The organism is Corynebacterium sp. HFH0082 (assembly GCF_000411235.1).
In the GTDB taxonomy this organism is placed as follows: domain Bacteria; phylum Actinomycetota; class Actinomycetes; order Mycobacteriales; family Mycobacteriaceae; genus Corynebacterium; species Corynebacterium jeikeium_D.
Map to the genome: position 1 here is coordinate 2,274,267 of NZ_KE150404.1, position 20,390 is coordinate 2,294,656.

Below are 20,390 nucleotides of genomic sequence, written 5' to 3' on the forward strand. Positions count from 1 at the left end.
GTCTTGAACGATCGTAACGCCCGAAAGGCAGCAGCGCGAGAACAACCGGAGGGATGTAAATGCAGGTCAGCGATGTGGCATTAGTCTTCGAGGGCGGAGGGACTCGCAATAGTTACACGGCACCTTTCGTCGAGCGGCTACTTCGCGAGAGCATCGATGTCGGCTGGGTCGGTGGCGTAAGCGCCGGCGCCTCTCACGTGGTCAATTACCTTTCCCGGGATATCCAGCGCTCTATAAATAGCTTCACTGACTTCATCGCGCAGCCGGACAGCAGTGGCTGGCGCCCAATGTTGCGCGGACGCGGCTATTTCGATGCCGAGTACATCTATGAAGACGCGGGACTTCCCGACGGCGCCATGCCCCTGGATTACGAGACTTTTAAGAACAATCCAACTCCCTACCGGATTTCTGCTGTCCGAGCGGATACGGGCGAGACCATCAACTGGGGGCCGGACGATATCCCAGATCTACCTACGCTGATGAAGTACACTCGCGCCAGTTCGACGATTCCGGGTGTCATGCGTATGCCCTATATTGATGGCGTTCCGTTCGTCGACGGTGCACTGGGATCATCAGGTGGCATTCCCATTAATGCCGCCGAAGCAGATGGTTTCAAGAAGTTCCTCATCGTCCTGACTCGCCCGAAAGGATTCCGTCGCACCGCCCCTAAGCGCCCACAGCTACTGCGCCAGATTTTCCGCAGTACCCCGGTGGTAGCTGAGCTACTTATCACCAGGCACGAGCGCTACAACGCCTCTCTCGATTGGGCTGCTGAGCTTGAACGAAAAGGCCAAGCATATGTTTTCTACGCCAATAATATGAGCATCACAAAGGCGGAGCGGAAGCGGTCGAAGCTGATACACAACTACGAGCTCGGCCGGGCGCAAGCCGATGCCGAATGGCCAGCAATTCGAGAGTTCATGGGCTTGTAGCTTCCGCCACCTTTAGGAAGCTTTTCGTTCATTCCCCTTTACTGCGTACGTAACCTTGTGTTAACCTTTGCGTAGCGAACAACCTCGTTAGGTAAGGCTCCTATATCTACATAGGCCGCTGCCCTGCACTTTATCGAGAGTTTCGAAAGACTCCCGAGGCAAGGGTCCATCTCAAGTGGCCACCTTTAGTTACGGCATTACATTGCCAACACTCATAGGCGAAGGAGCCATAATTTTTCAATCAACAGAAATTCCCTCCTAGCAAAGGAGCTGGGATACCTGGAAAAGGATCCACAATGACACAGACACAGAACACCATCGCCAACTTCTTCAAGCCGAAGTCTTCAATCAGCCCGTACAGCCTCCTGCCCGACACCGTAAGCATGCACATGACGGATTCTTACATTGCGCTGCCGGAGGACATCACTGTCGGTGAGGCACTGAGCACCTACGCAGCTGAATTTGCTGGTCTCGATGACGATACCTGTGTCTTCCTCGTCGACGATGAAGGCTACCTGACCAGCGATATTACACTGAAGGAACTCCGCGAATACGCCGACCGCGGTGCCTACATGAACACCGTCGGCGCTCCTGTGAAGGTCTTCGTCAAGCCCGAGGATCCAGCTGCTATCAGGGCTCGCCAGCTTATCGACGGGCGTCGCAGCGAGCTGCCCGTCGTCAGCAGCGGCAAGCTGGTAGGGGTTCTTACCGACCGCATCTCTGAGCGTATTCTTGGCAGGACTAAGGCAGCTAAGAAGGCAAAGAAGTCTAAGGGATTCTTCTCACCGATTACCGCGTTTTTCGGTGCCGCCAATAACTAGAGCGACTAACTTGGGTAGGCAACCCGAGTAACTCAATAGGCCAGCTAGCGTTTGTTAGCTGGCCTATTGTTGTTACCACACTGTTCTATCCCCAAAAGATGAGAGTCGACAGGAGGCAAATCGTGGCACGAGACTGGATTCGGGTAGCCCTGGGCATGTTCGCTGTTGCATTTGGCGCCAACCTCTTTGCCCCACTCCTGCCCGCGTATCGAATAACCGATGCTCTCAACCAGTCCCAGGTCACCTTTCTCTTCGCCATCTACGTCGCAGGGCTCATCCCCGCACTACTCATCTGCGGCCCACTTTCCGACCGACTCGGCCGTCGCGCCATCATCCGGCCCGCACTCATAACCTCTGCCGCCGGCTCCGTCGTCCTACTCACCGGCGTCTGGTTCCACTTCCCATCACTGCTGATAGGACGCCTTGTCGTCGGCATTTCGATGGGTATGGTAATGGCCGCCGGCGCCTCGTGGATTAAAGAGATTGCGCCCGTCGCACCTCAAATTTCCGCTCGGCGCGCAACCGTTGCGCTCTCCGCCGGGTTCTCCCTCGGCCCCCTGGCTTCCGGGTTGGTCGCGGAGTTTGCTCCCCGCCCTGATGTCATCCCCTATCTTGTTCATCTCGCACTGCTGCTTGGCATCACACCACTGACATGGAACGCTTCCGGCGGACTGCCAACCTCAGCGCACAGCGACACCCCGCAACGGTTCTTCTCCTCTGCCACCCTAAGCCCGAGATTCCTGTGGGCAGTCGCCGCTTGGGCACCGTGGGTCTTCGGTGCCGCGTGCACATCGTTCGTCGTCCTTCCGACAATCGCCGAATCCAGCTACCCCATTGCCTTTGCCGGACTCATCGCCTGCATCACGATGGGCACCGGCGTTCTGGTACAACCACTGGTCACTCGAATCAGTTCCAGCAGCTTTATCCCGCCAGCTATTTTCGGTCTTGGCTTAACGACGGTCGGTATGCTGCTCAGCCTCATCGTCGCCCTCACCCAGAACGTGTGGAGCGTTTTCCCAGCCGCTCTGACCCTCGGTGCCGCGTACGGCGTAATGATGGTTTCCGGCCTCCGCGAAGTGCAAATTATCGCACCGCCAGCCGAGTTGGGTGCTGCCACCGCTATCTACTATTCGCTGACCTATGTTGGTTTCTTCGCTCCTTTTGTTATTTCTTTCGCAGCGCCGAAATTCGGGTTTGTGCCCGTTTTCGTCTTCGGTGCGATTATTGCATTGGTATCCATGTATCCCGTGGCAAAGGTTGCGCAGTCTGCGGTGAGGTCCGACGGAGCGTCGTAAAGCAGACGCGACTGAAATTCTTGTTTTTGGGAAGCGTGCTGAGACGAGCTCTTGTATTCTTTCTTTCACAAAAGCTTGGCTCCGGCCCAGGGCTCCTGGGCGGGTTGCATAGGTTGTTGAAATTCAGCTCGATGGAATGAGGAATCATGAAGCAGCGCAGCTCTGGAATGTGGGAGAAGTTTGCGACAACTGTAGTGGCGGGTCTGGCAAGCGCCGCGTTGCTCACAGCATGTGGCTCGGGGGAAGAAAGCAGCAATGCCGGTGGTGAGGCAGGCAAAGAATCGACCAGCAAGATGACGAAGGCAGATGGGTCAGCTCCTGCTGCAGCCGAAGATCAGCTCCTGCTCACAAATGAAGTTCAAGGGGCGGACTTCTCCGGAAACAAGATCACCGGGTTCAAAGATGCCATGGAGATGTTTTCAGAAGATTCCATGAAGTTTGAACCGGCCGAATGCGCCACTTTCACCAACTCAACTGAGGAATTGGAGAATGCTGCCGGCGCTTACACGGACATTAAGGAAGAGAACGTCACTGTCAGCGTCTCGGTATTGAAGAATCCTGAGGCGTACCAGAAGTACGAGGACAGCCTCGAAAAGTGCTCCGACGTGACGGCTACGATGGATGCTTCCGACATTCTGAAAGACTCCATGGAAGGTCAGGAGATTTCTCCTGAGATGCAGGACATGTTTAATGACATGGACATGACGACCACAATGAAACTGCACCGAGAAAAGTGGGAGCCAAATCTTTCCGTCAAGCCAGCTGAGTTCACTGCACACGAGACCAGTGCGAACATCAACGCCGGTGGCACGGATACTACGGCCACCAGCTACGACATTGTCAGGATCGTCAATGGCGTAATGGTAATGGTGTCCGCCGCCCCGACTCCGGATGTACCAACTGGCAACATGGAAAACACGACGGATCCCATGCAGATTCCAGAGGCAACTCCAGAGTCTAAGGAAGCGGCAAAGAAGCGTGCGTTGGAGGTCTTCGATGCCCAGGCAAAGAAGATTATGGATGCTGCTTAGTTTTTCTTCTTAGCCTACTGTTTTCTGAAACCACAGTTTTTGCGAAATAGCGGGACGCAATTGCTGAGGAGCATCAGCACACAAGTACCGGAGTCTCCCTAGAACTCCGTCAATTCCTGCACTTTGGGACTCCAGAACGCAGCTCGTGGCGCGTTGAGAGTTTTAAAGTGCGGGTTCGTTATTTCGTCAAGTGCGCGCACGTAGTCCGGCACAATATCCCGTGGAATTCTCAGGCCCATGGTCAGGTGCGGAATCCAGCGGGAGCCGCGGCCGTCAGGGTTGAGACGACTGATTGCGCGAGCAGCCTCTTCCAGCTCATCGCTTGTTTCTAATAACCATGCGACAGTCTGTTTACTCTTTGTGCCGAACACTACCGTTCCTACCCTGCGAAACTCTGCTGGCATAAGCGGAGGGAGAATTTCGGCTGCTCGTTGGACTACCTTCGGTCTCATAGTCGGCGCAAAAGTCACAGTGATGTGGGGCTTTTGATTCTGCTGCGGGAATCCACGCTCTGCCAGTTGCGCAAAGATCTCTTTAACCTGCGCCTCTTGCTCAGGCAGAAGGTACATCAGGATGTTGTCAGGTGACACCACGTGACGCTTACTCCTCCCCTATTGCTGTCGGTCGACACACTTGAAGCACTGACGAAGGGCGCATTACTAGAGCTCTTCACCTAATACACTCAGGACCTTGCACTCCAGAGCATAGCGTAAGGATTTTCCACAATTTATAACCTACCTATAGGAATTTCTAGCCTCTTATTATTTCTCATGGTAAAAACACTTTTTCATTGGGATAATGGGGATGGGCAGGCTCCCTGAAAGCTCTCTAGACCATCTTCAAAGACAGTGCGGAGTGACGGCCAATTCTCCACGCTGCACAAATACCGACACGGCCGGAAAGGTAAGTAAAGACACGGCACCGAAACCTAAAAAGACTACGCCCCCGAAGAATCAAAAGCTGGTGAAGAGCAAGACAAGCTTCAGTCGCGAAGAGCTCGCTGATTTGCTGGAGACGCTGGCGGCTCGCATCCGCGCCGGGGAAATGACTCTCGGCACTGGCAAGTCCGCGGTGACGATGACCATGCCAACATCGTTTAATACCACGATGGAAGTTGTCGATTCCCGAAAGCGTACCGGCATCGAGCGCGAGCTAGAGCTGGAAATCGACTGGATGGTCGACGAGGCTGGCGAGCCTGTCGAAAAGCCAGGACCAGCATCTGGCTTCGCAATCTCCTAGCAGGCTTGTTGCTGTCCGGTTTGTTCCGCGCAGCACAGTAACCTGCATCGAAGGCTGCGTTCCACTGCTTGTACTGGTCGCCGAAACGGACAACAACCATGTCCGCCTTCTCAATCAGAGTACGGGTGCGAATGGAGTTGACCTTCGAGGACTGGTGATCATGCCAGAATCCCGCAGGTGCCTCCCCCAGGTGGTCGCACACGGGCCGAGTGTTTCTCGGGTTGTAACGCCGTCTATGCATGCTTCGAGTTAATGGGCTCAGGCTTTTGACAGCAGTGACATCGGCCCAGCGGCCAGGGTGATACTGTCCAATCTGTCGCACAATGAACTCCTGCACGCCGAGGAGCGCCCGTCGCCGAAACAACTCACTACCGCTCGCCATTTCCGCAGGTCACAGCGAACAGATTTGAGTCGTTTTGGTCGATTTTGCGTCCTTTGGCCGTCATTTACCGCTGCGGCACTGGCCGACAAGCGAGCCGTCGTCAAGCAACACCCAATTACACCCGTCAGGCACCCACGCCTCCCCACATCGCATGAGGTGACGCTAACCTAATTCAGGAAAATTCGCGACGAAGGGAACGCGCATGGCCAAGGGCAAGAAAGGCGACAAGGGCAAGAAGAAGGACGCCGCCAAAGCCGCGAAAAAGCTCGCCGGCAAGGACCCCTTCAAACTGGCTGCGATGACACCGAAGAAGAAGTGCTGCAAATCCGGCATCCGCTGCCTGCGCTGCCCCGTGGTGCTACACAAGCTCAATCGCGAGATCAAAAACGGCGAAGTCGACCATGCCGCCCTGCTGCTCGTCACTGCGAAAGCCCGGATCCGGTAGCCGGCCCTCGCCCCCCCAGCCCGCCGTCAGGCCCGACCCATGAGCAGTGGTGTCGCGCTCTGTATGACACTGGTACCGGTTCTCCTGGGCTACCTGCTCTTCGGACACCGGCTCACGCACGTCACTCCAAGCACCGCGACAACGCTCCAGCGAACTCCCGCCAGGTCAGGAAGTTTTATTCCCCCGACATGAGGCCTCGGCCAGAACCGGGAATGTGACCGTCGGAGGATGGCACCTTGTGTATCCTTTGAGTGTCATTGAGCCCTGAAGGAGCAAGAAAGTAGCATGACCCACCCCTCCTCCGCCGCCTCTACGGTGGGCATCCGGTCCCGTGCCCTGCGTTTCGCACCGCGCCGCTCGGACTGGTCCCGCGCGACAATCGGGCGCGACCTCTCGGCAGGCCTCATGGTGGCCCTCGTCGCCCTCCCCCTCGCACTCGGCTTCGGCGTTGCGTCCGGTGTCGGCGCGGCGGCCGGAATTACGACGGCCATCGTCGCGGGTATCCTGGCCGCAGTCTTCGGCGGTAGCAATGTCCAGGTAAGCGGCCCGACCGGCGCAATGACCGTCGTGTTAATCCCCATCGTGGCCAACCATGGTGCCGATGGGGTGCTCGTCGTCGGCGTGCTGGCAGGGCTCATGCTGCTCGTGTTGGCGGTCACCGGTGCTGGCCGAGCGATGAAGTACATGCCGTTACCTGTCGTCGAAGGTTTCACCGCCGGTATTGCGTTAATCATCGGCCTCCAACAGCTGCCCGCAGCACTCGGTGTTGACGTGGACGGCGAGAAAGTCCTCGGGTTGGCGTGGGGCGCAATCAAAGCTTGGTTAGACGCTCCGGCATGGCAAGCGCCCGTGATGACCATTGCGGTGGCGGCTGGAATCGTGCTTGCTGCGCGCGTTCGTAGCGGCTTCCCCGCGGCGCTGGTGTTGGTAGCTGCCGCGACGGCCATCAACATGCTGGCAGACAGCGGCCTGAAGACAATCGGGTACATCCCGTCGACGTTGCCTGCCCCGCGCTGGCCACAGATCCCGTGGGAGCACCTGGATTCGCTTCTGTTGGCAGCAGTCGCCGTCGCAGCTCTCGGCGCGTTGGAATCGTTACTATCTGCGACGGTTGCCGACGCAATGACTGTTGGCGACCGGCACGATCCCGACCGCGAGCTCTTTGGACAGGGCGTGGCCAACGTCGTCGCGCCCCTGTTCGGCGGGATTCCCGCGACCGCCGCGATTGCCCGAACTGCCGTCAATGTGCGGGCAGGCGCAGGCACACGCCTGGCAGCGGTGTTCCATTCGCTGCTCCTGCTCGTCGCCGTACTCGTCGCGGCTCGGTGGGTGGGCGAGATTCCTCTCGCCGCGCTCGCCGGCGTGCTCATCGCCACTGCGATTCAGATGCTCCACCCGCGGAACCTCCGCTCGGTGATACGCGCCACCAAGGGCGACGGGGCGACCCTGCTCATCACAGCTGCCGCCACCGTCGTGTTCGATCTTGTAGTCGCCGTGCTCATCGGCCTCATTATGGCGGGCTTCTTCGCACTGCGCGATACCGCCCGCACGGCGGTATTAGAGGCCGCCCCGCTAGACGAGGGAGACCACCGCGACAAGGAGCGTGAGCTTCTCGACGAGCACATCGCCGCCTTCCGTATGGAAGGCCCCCTCTTCTTTGGTGCAGCGCACGATTTCCTCCTCGAGCTCGCTGATGTCTCGTCGGTCAAGGTTGTCGTGCTCCGCATGCGCTACGTTACGACGATCGACGCCACCGGCGCCCAGATGCTCGCCGACACGATTGGGCGCCTCGAACGCCGCGGTACCAGGGTCTTGCTCGCAGCCACGAAGCCCGAACATATTCCGGTGTTGCGCGAACTCGGCGTATTCGACCAGCTTGCGCACGAGAATCACGTCTTCGACAACACTCTCGACGCCATCGCCCACGCCCGACTGCATGCCTCGCGCATTCAGCATGAAGAGTCTGATGGCGCACCCGCGGCATCGCAGAGTCAATAGCTTGGCTGAGCCAGACAATGGTCACTCCGTCGCAGTCGACCCTGCAATCGTGGGTCCACATCCCCATCGCGCGACGCTTGAAAAACCTTTACACGTTGCACTTAAACTCCACGACGTGTCGTTGCAAAGTCACCTTCTCATTCGTGAAGCCGATGTGAGTGTAATCGCTTGGCGCGTAGCATTGGTGACATGCGCATTTTCACCGTGGGCCACTCCAACCTCGAGTTCGAGGACTTCGCTGAAATGATCAAGGCGGCCGGTGTGGCATCCATCGTGGATGTGCGCAAGCTGCCCGGGTCCAGGAAGTACCCGTGGTTCAACGGCGACCACCTTGCCGAACACCTTCCCACATGTGGCATCACTTACAGCAGAAGCGAGGGCCTAACCGGACGGCGCAACGTGTCCCACTCGGTGCCGTTTGAGGTTAACGGCAACTGGCGTAACCGCAGTTTCCACAATTACGCCGACCATGCGCTGGGCGAGGAGTTCTCCGACGCGATCTCGCAGCTACGGGCGAACGCAGCCGAAACTCCCACCGCGATCATGTGCTCCGAGGCGGTGTGGTGGCGCTGCCACCGGCGTATCATCGCCGACCACCTCATCGCCCACGGTGACGAGGTTGGCCACATTATGGGCCTGGGTGCAGCCGGGGCGAAGGTGAGCGAGGCAACGCTCAACGACGGCGCAGTCATCGGCAACGATCTCCTCGTGCGCTACCCCGAGCGGGGCTAGCACATACACCAGAGCCCAGGGGGCTGCATCCTCCTCGACCTGACCTACGCTTTGTATTCATGGAGCGCCCGCCACCTTATGAGCAGCAGTATCGGAGGCGCACCAGCGGATAGCACGCTCAAACGAGCTTTAGGTTAGGAAATCTGAACCGCTCAATCTAAGAAGACCACCGGGGACTCCGGTAGCGCCCCAAAGCGCCGAATCGAAAAATCGATCTACCGTCTTGCCACGGACCTAGACATCGAGCTTAAAGTCCACGGTATCTCGTTGCAAAGTTACTTTCTCGTTAGCACCATGAAAAGGAGTGGTATCCAATGAAAGCGTTCGGATTCTTAAGCTTCGGGCATTACGCCTTCGGTGGCCAGCGCGGGCCATCTGCGGAAAAGATCGCCAAGACTCATCTGGAGATCACCCAGGCTGCGGACGAAATCGGCGTGAACAACGCGTCCTTCCGAGTCCACCACTTCGTGCCGCAGGCCTCCGCCCCGATGCCGCTGCTGGGTGCTGTCGCGGCCACCACCAAACACATCGAGATGGGCACCGGTGTCATCGACATGCGCTATGAAAACCCGCTCTACCTCGCCGAAGAGGCCGCGTCGCTGTACCAAATTTCCGGTGGCCGCGTGGCCCTGGGCGTCTCGCGCGGCGCCCCAGAGGTGGCTGACCGCGGCTGGGAGGCCTTCGGCTACAAGGGTAAAGCGCCCAACGGCGCGGACGTGGCGCGAGCCCACCTCGAGGCGTTCATGGCTGCAGTGGACGGCAACGGATTCGCCACCGCCGCACCGCTAGACCGGCAGTACCCCAACATGTTCCAACCCGGCTCCGCCCTGCCGGTCTTCCCCATGGTGCCCGAGCTGCGTAAGCACATTTTCTACGGCTCCGGCACCCACGCTTCTGCCGAGCAAACCGCCAAGGACGGGCTCAACCTGATGTCCTCCACCCTGGTCTCCGAGACCACCGCCGAGACTCTGGGCGAAATCCAGGCGGATCAGATCAGCCGCTACCGCGCCGCGTGGAAGAAGGCGGGCCACGATTGGACGCCGCGTGTGTCGGTGTCCCGCTCCGTCTTCCCCATCGTCGACGGCGCGGACATGCAGTTGTTCGGCATGCAGGCCTCCGGCTCCGATCAGGTGGGCATGCTTCCCGACGTCGGCGCCTCCACCTTCGGCCGCACCTACGCCGCCGAGCCGGACAAACTCATTGAGCAACTCAAAGCCGACGCCGCCGTCATGTCCGCCGACACCCTGCTCATCACCATCCCCACTGGGATGGGCGTCGACGTCAACGTGAAGATCTTGGACAACTTCGCCACGCATGTCGCCCCCGCGTTGGGTTGGCAGCCGAATCACGAAGGCCCAGTTACCGGCTATCCCATCGACTAATTCCTGCAGGTCGCAGGACCTTCGCGGAACCGTCAGTTCAGTGCATTTTGAATAGTTCAACACACGTTGTATTGTTCAGCACATGCTGACTATTGCTTCGCGCCTCGACGTCATGAACCGGCTCGGCCGGGCCATGGCTGATCCGACGCGTTCCCGAATCCTGATGACCCTACTCGACGGTCCGGGCTACCCGGCCGAGATTTCGCAAAGCTTGGATCTGACCCGCTCGAACGTCTCGAACCACCTGTCCTGCCTACGCGATTGTGGCATCGTCGTCGCTGAGCCGGAGGGCCGTAAGACCCGCTACGAAATTGCCGATCCGCACCTCGCGGCGGCGCTCGAAGCGCTGGTCAACGCGACGCTGGCCGTCGACGAGAATGCCCCCTGCATCGACACCGAGTGCTCGGTGCCCGGCTGCGGCGAGAAAGGAACGGACGCATGAGTTCAGCATGTGGATGCGAACACGAACCCGCCACGGAGATCGAAGAGCTCGATCGGCCATGGTGGAAGGACCCCGAGCTACTGCTACCGATCTTCTCCGGCGTAGCCCTCATTACAGGACTGGCGCTGGACTGGTCCGACTTGGAGACGCCCGCAACGGTACTGTATTGGCTTGGCCTGCTGTTGGGCGCTTACACGTTCGCACCTGGAGCGATCCGGAACCTTGTCACGAAGCGCAAGCTCGGCATTGGCTTGCTTATGACGATCAGCGCGGTCGGCGCGGTGATCCTTGGTTTCGTCGGAGAGGCCGCGGCGCTGGCGTTCCTGTACTCGATCGCCGAGGCGCTTGAAGACAAGGCGATGGACCGGGCCCAAGGCGGACTGCGGGCACTGTTGAAGCTGGTACCGCAAACCGCGACCGTGCTGCGCGACGGTACGACGGCCGAGGTCGCTGCGAAGGACCTTGAGGTTGGCGAGCTAATGGTCGTACGCCCCGGGGAGCGGATCGCCACGGACGGCATCATTCGGTCCGGACGCTCCAGCCTTGACACCTCAGCGATCACCGGAGAATCCATTCCGGAGGAGGTTGCGCCCGGCGACGAGGTACCCGCGGGAGCGATCAACTCCGCCGGTGTGCTGGAGGTCGAGACGACCGCAGCTGGAACGGACAACTCGCTGACCACACTCGTCGACCTCGTCGAGCAGGCGCAGGCGGAGAAGGGTGACCGCGCCCGGATCGCCGACCGAATTGCCCAACCCCTAGTGCCCGGGGTGATGATCCTGGCGGTGCTGGTCGGCGTGATCGGCTCGCTGTTGGGCGACCCCGAGACTTGGATCACCCGTGCGCTGGTGGTCCTGGTCGCAGCGTCGCCGTGCGCGCTGGCAATCTCCGTGCCGCTGACGGTCGTGGCCGCGATCGGCGCGGCCAGCCAGTTCGGAGTAGTCATCAAGTCCGGCGCGGCGTTCGAGCGACTCGGCGGCATCCGTCACCTAGCGGTAGACAAGACCGGAACCCTTACCCGCAACCAGCCCGAGGTTACCGGAGTGGTCCCGGCAGACGGATTCGATCGGGCGCAGGTGCTTTCCTTCGCGGCGGCGGTTGAGCAGCAATCGACGCACCCCCTCGCCGCGGCGATCGTGGCAGCGGAGCCCGAAGCGCCCACCGCCTTGGATATCAGCGAGGAAGCCGGTCATGGCATCGGCGGCACCGTCGAAGGCCGACGGGTGCTGGTCGGCAGCCCCCGATGGATCGACGCCGGGCCACTGAAGGCGGACGTTGAGCGCATGGAGTCCGAAGGCCAGACCTGCGTCCTAGTCACCGTCGATGACGCTCTCGCCGGGGCGATCGGGGTGCGCGACGAGTTGCGGCCCGAGGTGCCCGATGCCGTGCAGTCCCTGCACGACAACGACGTGGAAGTGAGCATGCTCACCGGCGATAACACTCGCACCGCCCGGGCGCTGGCTGAAATCGCCGGAATCGACGACGTGCGCGCCGAGCTGCGACCGGAGGACAAGGCAAGCATCGTCGCCGAACTCTCCTCCAAGACGCCGACGGCGATGATCGGCGACGGCATCAACGACGCGCCGGCACTGGCGGGCGCAACGGTGGGCATTGCGATGGGAGCAACCGGCTCTGACGCCGCAATCGAGTCCGCTGACGTCGCCTTCACTGGCCACGACCTCCGGCTGATCCCGCAGGCGCTGCAGCACGCCCGCCGAGGCAGCAGGATCATCAACCAAAACATCGTGCTGTCTCTGGCCATCATCATCGTGTTGATGCCACTGGCGATCAGCGGTGTACTGGGCTTGGCCGCCGTCGTGTTGGTACACGAAGTCGCCGAAGTCATCGTGATCTTGAACGGCCTGCGGGCTGCACGAGCGAAACGCTGAGGCTGTGACCGGCAAGTCTTATAAGGGTTAAACCACGCGCCGAGCGCACACACGTTGGACCAGGCGAGTCATTCGAGTTCACCACCTGGTCCTTCTCGATGCGTGCAGGCACGGGAACTGTGGGGGAACCTAATAGTTCAACGGTTCGATACCGCTTGCAGATTCTTCACACGAGGTAGCGGAATGGACCGAGGCCGAACGAAAACCCGAGTTAGAGACAGCGCTCTTCAACCTACCCCCAATAACGCGAAACGTCATTAACGCCTCGCGTTACACGTTGAACTTGAACTCGACGGAGTGTCGTCGATAAATAACCATTTGATGCGCGCGTGCGGAATTAACAACGAAATACCGCTAAAACAGACAACATATGGGGTGCACAGAAACACATATAAGTTCTGCGGAAAACCTATAGGGTGCGTCGCTAAAAACCGCTGTGCGCGAAAAACATAAAGGGTTTACGGACCCGGTCCCAGACCCCTCAATACTCTGAGCCGGAAGAATGGAAAGTGGAAGGTTGATGTATCCCCACTATTTATTTTTTCCGTTTTTCGGAGTACATCGGGAGCTACAACTGCGGACCAGCTCTGTGTGAACTAGATGAGAAGGCGCAGCAGCGAATCATCGACGCTGGACAGTTGGTGCTGCGGGCACGCGAGCGGCACCCCCAGCGGTCACTCGCGGAGCACTACAACCCGTTATCGATGGACCCAATTCTGCTCAAGGCTCACAACAACTTGGACCGGGAAGTCGATAAGGCTTTCGATGTGGCACGCAAACTCACCAACGAGCGCCAGCGCCAGGAGCTACTGTTCGCCAGCTACGGGGAGTTGGCGAGGGGCTATGTCTCCTCGCTTTCATCAAAATCGAAACCACCAGCAGGGTCGTTCCCCGTGCGGGTGATTTTGATCGGTCCCGCTGCTGGGTGTAGAACCCTGTCGCTGGCAACGCCGGGAACTATGACTGTGCCCGACGAGAACACGTCACTGCCATAACGCGGCTCACGGTAGACGAACATGGGTCGTTCACTACTACTGGTGGATTTCGGTTTTGGTGGTGGGGGGATTACCGCCGCCGGCCTCGATTTTTCCGTTGAGGAGGTCGTTGACTACTTCCCGATGGTGAAATGGGCCGATGGTGAGGTAGAGAGGAACCAGTCACCTGGAAGAGATCGATCCAGTCGCTGGTGTGCAATCTGGGAGGTAGGGTCGCGGGGTCGATTCCTCGCGAGCGCAACCATGATTGTGTCTCTGAACGTGATGAAAACAACCCTGCCCTTCGGAGAATTTCCCCTATCCCGCGTCCCCGGGCAGTGAAAACGGTGTGCACCATCGCCTGAAAGGCTTTGCGCTGCTCTATCGGAATCTTCGGGTCACCCACCCGGCGGATCACTAAGATCCCCCCGTCAACGTTTGGCTGTGGCCGGAAAGCAGACCTTGGTACTCGGGAACCAAGGTGAAACGTGAACCATGGGGACCACTGAGCCGTCATCATCGTGCTTGCACCTACCCCGGCCCGGCGGCGAGCGACTTCCCACTGCATGAGGAGTACAGCGTCAGTCCATGCCGGCGCATGCAACAACTTTCGAAGAATGGCAGTGGTGAGGTGAAAGGGAATGTTTCCCACAATGACGCAGGGAGTGGCGGGTAACCGGAAGTCAAGGAAATCATCATGGACCACTTCGACCGCCGCCGAGGCGGTCTTTTTTGTGAGTTTGGCAGCTAGTTTTGCGTCTACCTCAACTGCCGTTATCGCCCTCCCCAAGTGGGCCATCGGGTGAGTGAGGGCACCGCTTCCTGGCCCGATCTCAATGATGGGGCCGGAGGTTTGTTTCACAAGATCGACGATGGAGTTGATGATCTTGTGGTCTGTGAGAAAATTTTGGCCATGCTCGTGACGGCCGTATCCGTATGCAGACATCAGGTGTGCTCCTTGGAGTTGAAACGGAGCCGGGCATGACAAATAGCCGCCCGGCTAAAGGACCGGAGCGGTTTCTAACCTGCGGGAGGGAGAAAACCGCCTTAGCGGCTGGTGAGCGGCCGCATGAAAACGGAACCTGAAATCAACATGGGCCTATCGTATCCAATTAATTTCGCAGGGTCCAATACGGTGAGAAAGAAGACAACCGCACCGCAACAGTGCAAGACCTCTCTGGATTGGAATTTGTCCTACCTTCGGCTCGTCGTACAGACGCCACTGGCGTATTTTGTCTCTGGGCAACGAGGGGGAGTTACCCCCACCTCCGGATGTTTTTAAGGTGCACCCCTTATTACGCTGTGGTGCGGGAGTAGTTTTGTCCGACTGATCGGACTACCCACCGACGTGGGGCGGGTAGTTCGAGGTCCCAGCAGATGATCGCGTCGATTTCGCCGCGTTCAAAGGATGCCACCATGGCGTCGTAGTCGGGGCGAGCCACATTCTTCTTTGACGCGGAAATGGACTGATCGACGTAGTTATGTCCTATGTCCAACGTCCAAGCCACGCTGCTTTGCAATGGCTTCACAGTCCTGACGCTGCCGGTCGATGGTGAGGCCATCCACGTCAGCGTCTCGCGAGATACGAAGGTAAATAGGAGCGCGTGTTGCCAAACGCTTTTAATAAGGCCCTTAGCTAACATTGAACTTAAACTCGACCACGTTCCGTAGCCGAATAACCTTTGGAGCCGCGCCGTCAGTTAGCAGAGATGTGGCACCGCAGCGCCTAGGCAAGAGGAGGCAGATGAGTATCGACGATATCGCGGACCACGTCGATGTCGACGCCGAAATACTGGTGCACCAGGATGTTGCGGAAATCCCGAATCTGAGGCCAGACGATCTCAGGGTGCGCGCCGGTGATCTCATCGGGAAGATGGTTCACGGCTTCGCCGGACTGCGACTCACAGCGGCACCGCCTCGGCGAGCGTCGAAGCGGATACCGGGTGCCTGAGCAACTGGGCAGGAAACACGTCGATGCCATCGCGCCCGAACAGAGCGCGACTCTCCTCGAGCAGACCAGACGCACGCATCAGGAGACGTCCCTCCGCAGGGTCCATCCCGACGAGGATGTCGATGTCCGATCCTGCAGACGCGGTGCCGCGCGCGACGGACCCGAACAACTTCGGGTTGGTCGCGCCGTACCGATCGAGGAGCACCTGGAACTTGTCAAGACGCGCAACGAGAATCTTGCGTAGGGCAAGCGTCTCGGGCGTCACGACGGTCTCAGACATGCTTCCGGGGGTAACGGGCTCGGCAGCACGTCGACATGGAGCTTTGACATTGAAGCGGAACTCCACCGCGTTCTTAAGGGCCGACGACATTCTCCCGTCTCACCGCCGCACCAGGCGGCACTGACGCGCTGCCACCACTTACAGCCGGTCGTCTCGCCCGCCCGCCATGACGCACTCAACGAACGAGCGATAGAGCAGGCTTACACGCGTCTCGCACTAAACGACCGGGCAGCAGCGTCACGGAGGTTCCGAAGTAGCGGCTATCGCAGTGCACCTAAGGGGTTGGTGAGGGAACCAGCCATTCGGCAGCGGTACGGAACGTAGCCCTCAGTTGCGGGTGCTCCCGCACGATCTCTCGCTGCCGCTCCGCCGGCAACCCGAGCTCGTGCAAGAGGTTGAGGATTACGACCGCGGTCGTCACCTCGACGACGGCGATCAGCTCCTCGATGGAATGGTTGGACGTTCTGCCCTCGTGCGCGAGGTCATTGCGGGCGCGCGTCGTCCACTTCGCCCAAGGGTCGACATCCGGTAAGAGCTGTGCGATCGCTTCCTGATCGGGTCGCGCGGCGAGGGCATGGAGCCGATCACGGAGGGTCGGGTCGTTGCGGATCGCCCCCTTGAACCTGTTTCGGTGCTCATCGGGTACCTGCGCCAGCATCGCCTCTCGCATCGCCCTGAACTCCACGTTGGGGAACGGTTTCTCGTCGATGCGGAGGTTGCGGTGCAACACCTCGGCAGCACCGACTGCCGTCAGAAGATTGTTCTCAACAAAACGGGCCGGTGCGTAGCACAAGCCCAAGATCATGTTTGTCGCTGCCTCCAGGCGGCCATGGGCCTCGCACCATCGGGGCATGACCTCCTCAAATGGGATCGAGCCGCAGGTGAAGAACATTCGGTGGTGATCGACGGCTTTCGCGTCGTGTTTTCCAAGCGCGGCCGGTGAGTAGAGCACATCGGCACGTCGGCGCGGCAGCGGGCGGCCATCAGGGAAGTGCGACTCGGTCCCGGCAACTTCCAGTCGGAGCCAGATCACTCCGGCCGCGCGATGCGTCGCCAGGGAGATCAGGTCCTGCACCAGGCTCGCCTCCTGCAGAGCAACACTCAGAGAGAATGGTTCGGCTGGCACGACGCAGATGGACACCGTGTCCCGCATACGTCCGACGCTTCCTCCCTTGCGCTGGTCGAAGAATGGAAGCGTGTGCGTGTGCTGAAGGCGATACTCAGTGTCGTCGACCACGACCGATTGCGCCTCGACCGGCTTCACCGAGATACGCCCGGTCCCGTCGATCTTGCCGTCGGGAGCCCCGAGGGATCCTTCGAACACAGAAGACGCCGCCCAGAGACTCAGATCCTCGACTGAGACTTCTGCCCCAGCGAACGCCGGATCCGCGTCACCGCTGACATGCGCGCCGATGATGGCGACCGTCGCGGTCACGGTCTGCTTATCAGGGCTCGCCACTCGCGCACCCATGGTCCTTCTGGTGCTCCTAGGAACACAGCCGAGCAGTGTGATCTCCCTGAGCTCGGCCACACCGTGCATGACTTCCCAGGTGCGGGTTCCTTCGTGAACAGCAGTCCATCCAGACGAGTCCGTCGTCAAGATCCGATCCTCGAAGGTGCCGATCAGCGACAGAGAGAGACCATCTTCCGGGTCGTACCGTAGGACACCCGGGACCTTCTCGCTAGGGGCTTCCGGCAGCCACCACACGCCAGCCCACTCGCCGGCCTTGTCGAGGTTGAGAGGATCATTAGGCATCGTGCTCCCGGTCCGGGCTCCTTCCTGTCTTGCGACCAGATGTCAGGTCGAAAATCTTTACTCCACCACATGCCCCCACGTAGGACAATCTACAGCGAGATCATGGTCAACTGAGATCGGATGCGGCGACTGGCACACAATCGCAGTTCGACGCGACGGCACAGCCCTCGCAACTGGCAACAATCAGCGAGGGCAGACCGACGTCGCCCGGTGGACACACCTGTCCGGGGTCTCTGCCGGCTACCCTGCACACCGTCGGCTTACACGAAGACGGCACCGTCGTCGCCGTCAGCGACGACAGCAGAGGCCAGTGCGAGGTGTCATCGTGGAGAAGCATCACCTCAGTAGCGGCCGGCTCCGTCCATACGCTCGCGCTGAGCCAGACCGGAAGGGTCTTCGGAACGGGCGACAACCAGTTCGGCCAGTGCGATGTCCAGTCATGGACCGGCATCACAGCGATCGCAGCCGGAGCGAGACACTCGCTCGGGCTGCGCGCCGACGGAACAGTCGTGGCTGCGGGCGACCACACCGAGCAGCAATGCAATGTCAACGCCTGGGCCGCTCGACCACAGATGAACTGAAGTCCAGCGTGCCCGATAATCGGCCGTCGATCACACGTTGAATCTAAACTCCACCGAGTTCCGGCACATAGGTACATCTGAACACGGGGTTCACGTGCTCCCCCTCCCCACGGTCAGTGCTCGCTACTGATCAGGGGACACAGGCTCACCTTCGACGTGGGTCAGCCTGCAGGACGCCACGAAGGAGGTACCGCGCCATCACGCCGGCAGGGAACCCGGCTGAGACGCCACATACTAGGGATCTGAAGAGGGCTCGACCATGCCAGCGGTCGGCCCCTATTCCTTCGCGAGCACGGCGTTATCCGTCAGGCAGAAGTCATCGTTGATCTTGATGACCAGCGCAACGAGTAGGCGGAGCGCTGTTAGATACGTGTGGCGGTGAACGCGGTCGTCGTCACCGTCTGCCTGTGATCCATGGAGGTAGCGGTTGCGCAGGCTAGGTCCGTTGCTGAACTCCTTATCGTTAAGGAAGTAGTTGAAGTAGCTGACCTCCGCGGCGCTGAGCAGCGTTGATCGATGCACCAGCCATCCGGCGCTCACCATCTCGTCAATGGCTTTCTGGCCGGCCGCCGAATGATGGAGACAGCTCGTCACCTCGTACTCCCAGAGTTCCTTGAGCACATGCAATTGTGGCGCGCTTGCAAACGCAATTCGGTCACGATCTCCGGTCAGGATGCCCTTCTCGACCAGGAAGTCGATGTTGCGCTGTTGGTACTCGTGGAACTGGTCGTAGGCGATGTCATTGGCGATGACCAAGTGGAGGAAGCTCTCTGCCTCCAGATCGCTGCTGATGTGCACCAATCCGGATTGGTCCGAGAAGAGCAGGTGCTGAATTCCTTGGATGTCCGCGTTGTTGGCAACGTAGGCGTACTTATCCACAACCTGACTCGGGATGTCGCCGTAGGAAAGCTGCTCCGATGTGATTGTCAGCAGCTCCGGGTCAACCTCGCCGTAGTCGACATGCAGCGTGAACTGCTTGAGGACGCTCTCCATCTCTGAGAACAGATGGCGGCTCTTCTCAAGGTAGGTAGCGGTCGGGCTGGAGGCGCGGTACTTCAGCCCCTTGGCACCGAACTCCTGCTCAAGGTAGTCCGTGAAGAACCAAGCGATGACCGACTCGAGCTCTATACCTTCGGAGCTGAGGAAGCGCTCGTACATCAAGGTCTGGAGCAAGGACGCCTGATCCTTGAGCCTGAACACCGCCCCCGTCCGGTAGTCGCCCTTGCCCGGCGTACCCATGAACCGCTCGAAGACGCCAAGTTGCGCTCCGTAGGAAGGAAGTTCCAGGAGCATGTGGTCGTTGGCGAACTGGAACAGGTGAACAAAGTTATTCAGGATAGTCGGGTAGTCGAGGTTCTCCGTGAGCCAGGTTCGACTGTAGGAGTACTTGCCAACCATGCCGTCCAAAGACTGGACGACCTCTTCGACCTGATCGGCCGAGATGCCCACTTCGCAGCCGGTCTTGATCCCCTCCGTGGACTCGAACATCTTCTTCGTGAGCGCATCTGCCTTGCGACGAGCCTTTAGCTTCAGTCGTGCATCGACGCCGGTGTTCTTGTCAGCTCGTGCGGATGCGATCAGCTTGACGAAGTTGAGGTTGGGCTCTTCCTCATCGAGATATCGGTCAAACAGGCCACGCTGATCCGCGGGAGTAAAGCTCTTCGGAAGATGGATTGGATCCCGCCCCTCGGACTGGAGGAACTTCCGCGCAAGCAGCTCAGCATTGCGCGGCTCATCGAGTAGCAGGGCCCGAATCTCCTGGTCGTAGGCACGCACGAGTGTCTGGCATGAGAGCAGATCGTGCGGGTGGAAACTCTGCTCTTGAAGTGCAGCAAGCACGATCGAGTCAGTGCAGCGCTCGAAGACCTTGTTCTTTCCGAGGAGATCGAGGACGTCTGTGCGGTACTGAAAGTCAACGTCCTGAACGAGCGTTGAGAAGGTGGCGTCAGTCACTTTGCCGAAAAACCTGCCGATGACTTCCCGGATCTCGGAGACGTGCGCCAGAGGCGCGTCTCGCTCTGCTTCGGCCAGGTCCTTCGGGAGAACTTTGTGTTCTAGGAACAACGCGAGATGATGCAACTCAACGATGTCGTTTATGCCTTGATCGCCACGAGTAGCATCGAATTCACGGACGAGCTCTAGGAGGCGGTCGGCCTGCCAGAAGGTTCCGTAGTCGCTGAGGCCGAAGAACTTCAGTCTCTTCTCTGGTCCGCTTTCCGACACTCGAATCTCCCTCCCGGTAGGCGTCACTCTATACAGT

At 59.5% G+C, this 20,390-nt stretch carries 20 protein-coding genes and 2 pseudogenes; 14 read left to right on the forward strand and 8 right to left on the reverse strand.

The features are described from left to right. Positions 1-59 precede the first annotated feature (59 nt). From HMPREF1206_RS09765 to HMPREF1206_RS09780, 4 genes are all read left to right on the forward strand, one after another. Entirely contained in the window at positions 60-932 is an 873-nt protein-coding gene (locus HMPREF1206_RS09765; RefSeq protein WP_016423145.1) for a patatin family protein, read from the forward strand. Positions 933-1,228: 296 nt separating this feature from the next. Then, positions 1,229-1,753 (forward strand): CBS domain-containing protein, encoded by a 525-nt coding sequence (locus HMPREF1206_RS09770; RefSeq protein WP_016423146.1) that lies wholly within the window; start codon positions 1,229-1,231, stop codon positions 1,751-1,753. 122 nt (positions 1,754-1,875) lie between these two features. Further along, on the forward strand, positions 1,876-3,048 hold the full coding sequence (locus tag HMPREF1206_RS09775; protein WP_016423147.1) for an MFS transporter: 1,173 nt from the start codon (positions 1,876-1,878) through the stop codon (positions 3,046-3,048). Positions 3,049-3,194: 146 nt separating this feature from the next. After that, positions 3,195-4,079 carry a hypothetical protein gene (locus HMPREF1206_RS09780; RefSeq protein ID WP_016423148.1) on the forward strand — a complete coding sequence of 295 codons (885 nt, stop codon included), beginning with the start codon at positions 3,195-3,197 and terminating at the stop codon, positions 4,077-4,079. Positions 4,080-4,177: 98 nt separating this feature from the next. Here the strand turns inward: HMPREF1206_RS09780 and HMPREF1206_RS09785 are convergent, their stop codons facing one another. Then, positions 4,178-4,672: a 2'-5' RNA ligase family protein gene (locus HMPREF1206_RS09785; protein WP_016423149.1), complete on the reverse strand. Its 495-nt coding sequence runs from the start codon at positions 4,670-4,672 to the stop codon at positions 4,178-4,180. 370 nt (positions 4,673-5,042) lie between these two features. Here HMPREF1206_RS09785 and HMPREF1206_RS11230 point away from each other — a divergent pair, with 370 nt between their 5' ends. Then, the gene (locus HMPREF1206_RS11230) at positions 5,043-5,318 is read left to right on the forward strand and encodes an amphi-Trp domain-containing protein (RefSeq protein WP_042388827.1); all 276 of its coding nucleotides are present in this window, start codon (positions 5,043-5,045) and stop codon (positions 5,316-5,318) included. Between the two features lie 16 nt (positions 5,319-5,334). Here HMPREF1206_RS11230 and HMPREF1206_RS11030 read toward each other — a convergent pair. Then, a pseudogene (locus tag HMPREF1206_RS11030) lies at positions 5,335-5,514 on the reverse strand (YtoQ family protein); the annotation flags it as partial. A gap of 388 nt (positions 5,515-5,902) precedes the next feature. Between HMPREF1206_RS11030 and HMPREF1206_RS09795 the strand changes: the two are divergent. From HMPREF1206_RS09795 to HMPREF1206_RS10825, 7 genes are all read left to right on the forward strand, one after another. Then, a complete protein-coding gene (locus HMPREF1206_RS09795; protein ID WP_016423152.1) occupies positions 5,903-6,145 on the forward strand; it encodes a hypothetical protein in 243 nt (80 codons plus the stop codon). A gap of 285 nt (positions 6,146-6,430) precedes the next feature. After that, positions 6,431-8,143 (forward strand): SulP family inorganic anion transporter, encoded by a 1,713-nt coding sequence (locus HMPREF1206_RS09800; RefSeq protein ID WP_016423154.1) that lies wholly within the window; start codon positions 6,431-6,433, stop codon positions 8,141-8,143. A 189-nt stretch (positions 8,144-8,332) separates the two neighbouring features. After that, positions 8,333-8,875 (forward strand): DUF488 family protein, encoded by a 543-nt coding sequence (locus HMPREF1206_RS09805; RefSeq protein WP_042389435.1) that lies wholly within the window; start codon positions 8,333-8,335, stop codon positions 8,873-8,875. 314 nt (positions 8,876-9,189) lie between these two features. Beyond that, positions 9,190-10,257, forward strand: a complete 1,068-nt coding sequence (locus tag HMPREF1206_RS09810; RefSeq protein ID WP_016423156.1) for an LLM class flavin-dependent oxidoreductase — start codon at positions 9,190-9,192, stop codon at positions 10,255-10,257. Positions 10,258-10,339: 82 nt separating this feature from the next. Next, on the forward strand, positions 10,340-10,699 hold the full coding sequence (locus HMPREF1206_RS09815) for a helix-turn-helix transcriptional regulator (protein WP_005530797.1): 360 nt from the start codon (positions 10,340-10,342) through the stop codon (positions 10,697-10,699). Next, positions 10,696-12,588, forward strand: a complete 1,893-nt coding sequence (locus HMPREF1206_RS09820; RefSeq protein ID WP_016423157.1) for a cation-translocating P-type ATPase — start codon at positions 10,696-10,698, stop codon at positions 12,586-12,588. Before HMPREF1206_RS09815 ends, HMPREF1206_RS09820 begins: the two co-directional genes overlap by 4 nt. Before the next feature lie 641 nt (positions 12,589-13,229). After that, on the forward strand, positions 13,230-13,583 hold the full coding sequence (locus tag HMPREF1206_RS10825) for a type IIL restriction-modification enzyme MmeI (protein WP_016423158.1): 354 nt from the start codon (positions 13,230-13,232) through the stop codon (positions 13,581-13,583). Between the two features lie 70 nt (positions 13,584-13,653). Here HMPREF1206_RS10825 and erm read toward each other — a convergent pair whose 3' ends face one another. From erm to HMPREF1206_RS09850, 5 genes are all read right to left on the reverse strand, one after another. Next, positions 13,654-14,508: a 23S ribosomal RNA methyltransferase Erm gene (gene erm / locus HMPREF1206_RS09830; protein ID WP_016423159.1), complete on the reverse strand. Its 855-nt coding sequence runs from the start codon at positions 14,506-14,508 to the stop codon at positions 13,654-13,656. 349 nt (positions 14,509-14,857) lie between these two features. Further along, a complete protein-coding gene (locus tag HMPREF1206_RS09835; protein WP_224784272.1) occupies positions 14,858-15,091 on the reverse strand; it encodes a recombinase family protein in 234 nt (77 codons plus the stop codon). Between the two features lie 197 nt (positions 15,092-15,288). Continuing rightward, positions 15,289-15,543 carry a DUF86 domain-containing protein gene (locus HMPREF1206_RS11405; protein ID WP_081636726.1) on the reverse strand — a complete coding sequence of 85 codons (255 nt, stop codon included), beginning with the start codon at positions 15,541-15,543 and terminating at the stop codon, positions 15,289-15,291. Further along, on the reverse strand, positions 15,464-15,793 hold the full coding sequence (locus tag HMPREF1206_RS09845; RefSeq protein ID WP_042389445.1) for a nucleotidyltransferase family protein: 330 nt from the start codon (positions 15,791-15,793) through the stop codon (positions 15,464-15,466). The genes HMPREF1206_RS11405 and HMPREF1206_RS09845 overlap by 80 nt, the downstream gene beginning before the upstream one ends. A 274-nt stretch (positions 15,794-16,067) precedes the next feature. Further along, positions 16,068-17,549 (reverse strand): HEPN domain-containing protein, encoded by a 1,482-nt coding sequence (locus HMPREF1206_RS09850; protein ID WP_016423163.1) that lies wholly within the window; start codon positions 17,547-17,549, stop codon positions 16,068-16,070. A 1-nt stretch (position 17,550) separates the two neighbouring features. Between HMPREF1206_RS09850 and HMPREF1206_RS11480 the strand changes: the two are divergent. Together HMPREF1206_RS11480 and HMPREF1206_RS11485 are read left to right on the forward strand one after the other, a co-directional pair. Beyond that, positions 17,551-17,706 (forward strand): annotated as a pseudogene (locus HMPREF1206_RS11480) (hypothetical protein); the annotation flags it as partial. Between the two features lie 160 nt (positions 17,707-17,866). After that, entirely contained in the window at positions 17,867-18,130 is a 264-nt protein-coding gene (locus tag HMPREF1206_RS11485) for a hypothetical protein (protein WP_197737674.1), read from the forward strand. A 276-nt stretch (positions 18,131-18,406) separates the two neighbouring features. Here the strand turns inward: HMPREF1206_RS11485 and HMPREF1206_RS09860 are convergent, their stop codons facing one another. Then, entirely contained in the window at positions 18,407-20,353 is a 1,947-nt protein-coding gene (locus tag HMPREF1206_RS09860; protein ID WP_016423165.1) for a hypothetical protein, read from the reverse strand. Between the last annotated feature and the right edge of the window lie 37 nt (positions 20,354-20,390).

Excerpts from the sequence above, each read along its gene's own strand:
- HMPREF1206_RS09765 (WP_016423145.1), top strand. The coding sequence starts at position 60 with ATGCAGGTCAGCGATGTGGCATTAGTCTTCGAGGGCGGAGGGACTCGC.
- HMPREF1206_RS09770 (WP_016423146.1), top strand. The coding sequence starts at position 1,229 with ATGACACAGACACAGAACACCATCGCCAACTTCTTCAAGCCGAAGTCT.
- HMPREF1206_RS09780 (WP_016423148.1), top strand. The coding sequence starts at position 3,195 with ATGAAGCAGCGCAGCTCTGGAATGTGGGAGAAGTTTGCGACAACTGTA.
- HMPREF1206_RS09795 (WP_016423152.1), top strand. The coding sequence starts at position 5,903 with ATGGCCAAGGGCAAGAAAGGCGACAAGGGCAAGAAGAAGGACGCCGCC.
- HMPREF1206_RS09800 (WP_016423154.1), top strand. The coding sequence starts at position 6,431 with ATGACCCACCCCTCCTCCGCCGCCTCTACGGTGGGCATCCGGTCCCGT.
- HMPREF1206_RS09805 (WP_042389435.1), top strand. The coding sequence starts at position 8,333 with ATGCGCATTTTCACCGTGGGCCACTCCAACCTCGAGTTCGAGGACTTC.
- HMPREF1206_RS09810 (WP_016423156.1), top strand. The coding sequence starts at position 9,190 with ATGAAAGCGTTCGGATTCTTAAGCTTCGGGCATTACGCCTTCGGTGGC.
- HMPREF1206_RS09815 (WP_005530797.1), top strand. The coding sequence starts at position 10,340 with ATGCTGACTATTGCTTCGCGCCTCGACGTCATGAACCGGCTCGGCCGG.
- HMPREF1206_RS09820 (WP_016423157.1), top strand. The coding sequence starts at position 10,696 with ATGAGTTCAGCATGTGGATGCGAACACGAACCCGCCACGGAGATCGAA.
- erm (WP_016423159.1), bottom strand. The coding sequence starts at position 14,508 with ATGTCTGCATACGGATACGGCCGTCACGAGCATGGCCAAAATTTTCTC.
- HMPREF1206_RS11405 (WP_081636726.1), bottom strand. The coding sequence starts at position 15,543 with ATGGCATCGACGTGTTTCCTGCCCAGTTGCTCAGGCACCCGGTATCCG.
- HMPREF1206_RS09845 (WP_042389445.1), bottom strand. The coding sequence starts at position 15,793 with ATGTCTGAGACCGTCGTGACGCCCGAGACGCTTGCCCTACGCAAGATT.
- HMPREF1206_RS09850 (WP_016423163.1), bottom strand. The coding sequence starts at position 17,549 with ATGCCTAATGATCCTCTCAACCTCGACAAGGCCGGCGAGTGGGCTGGC.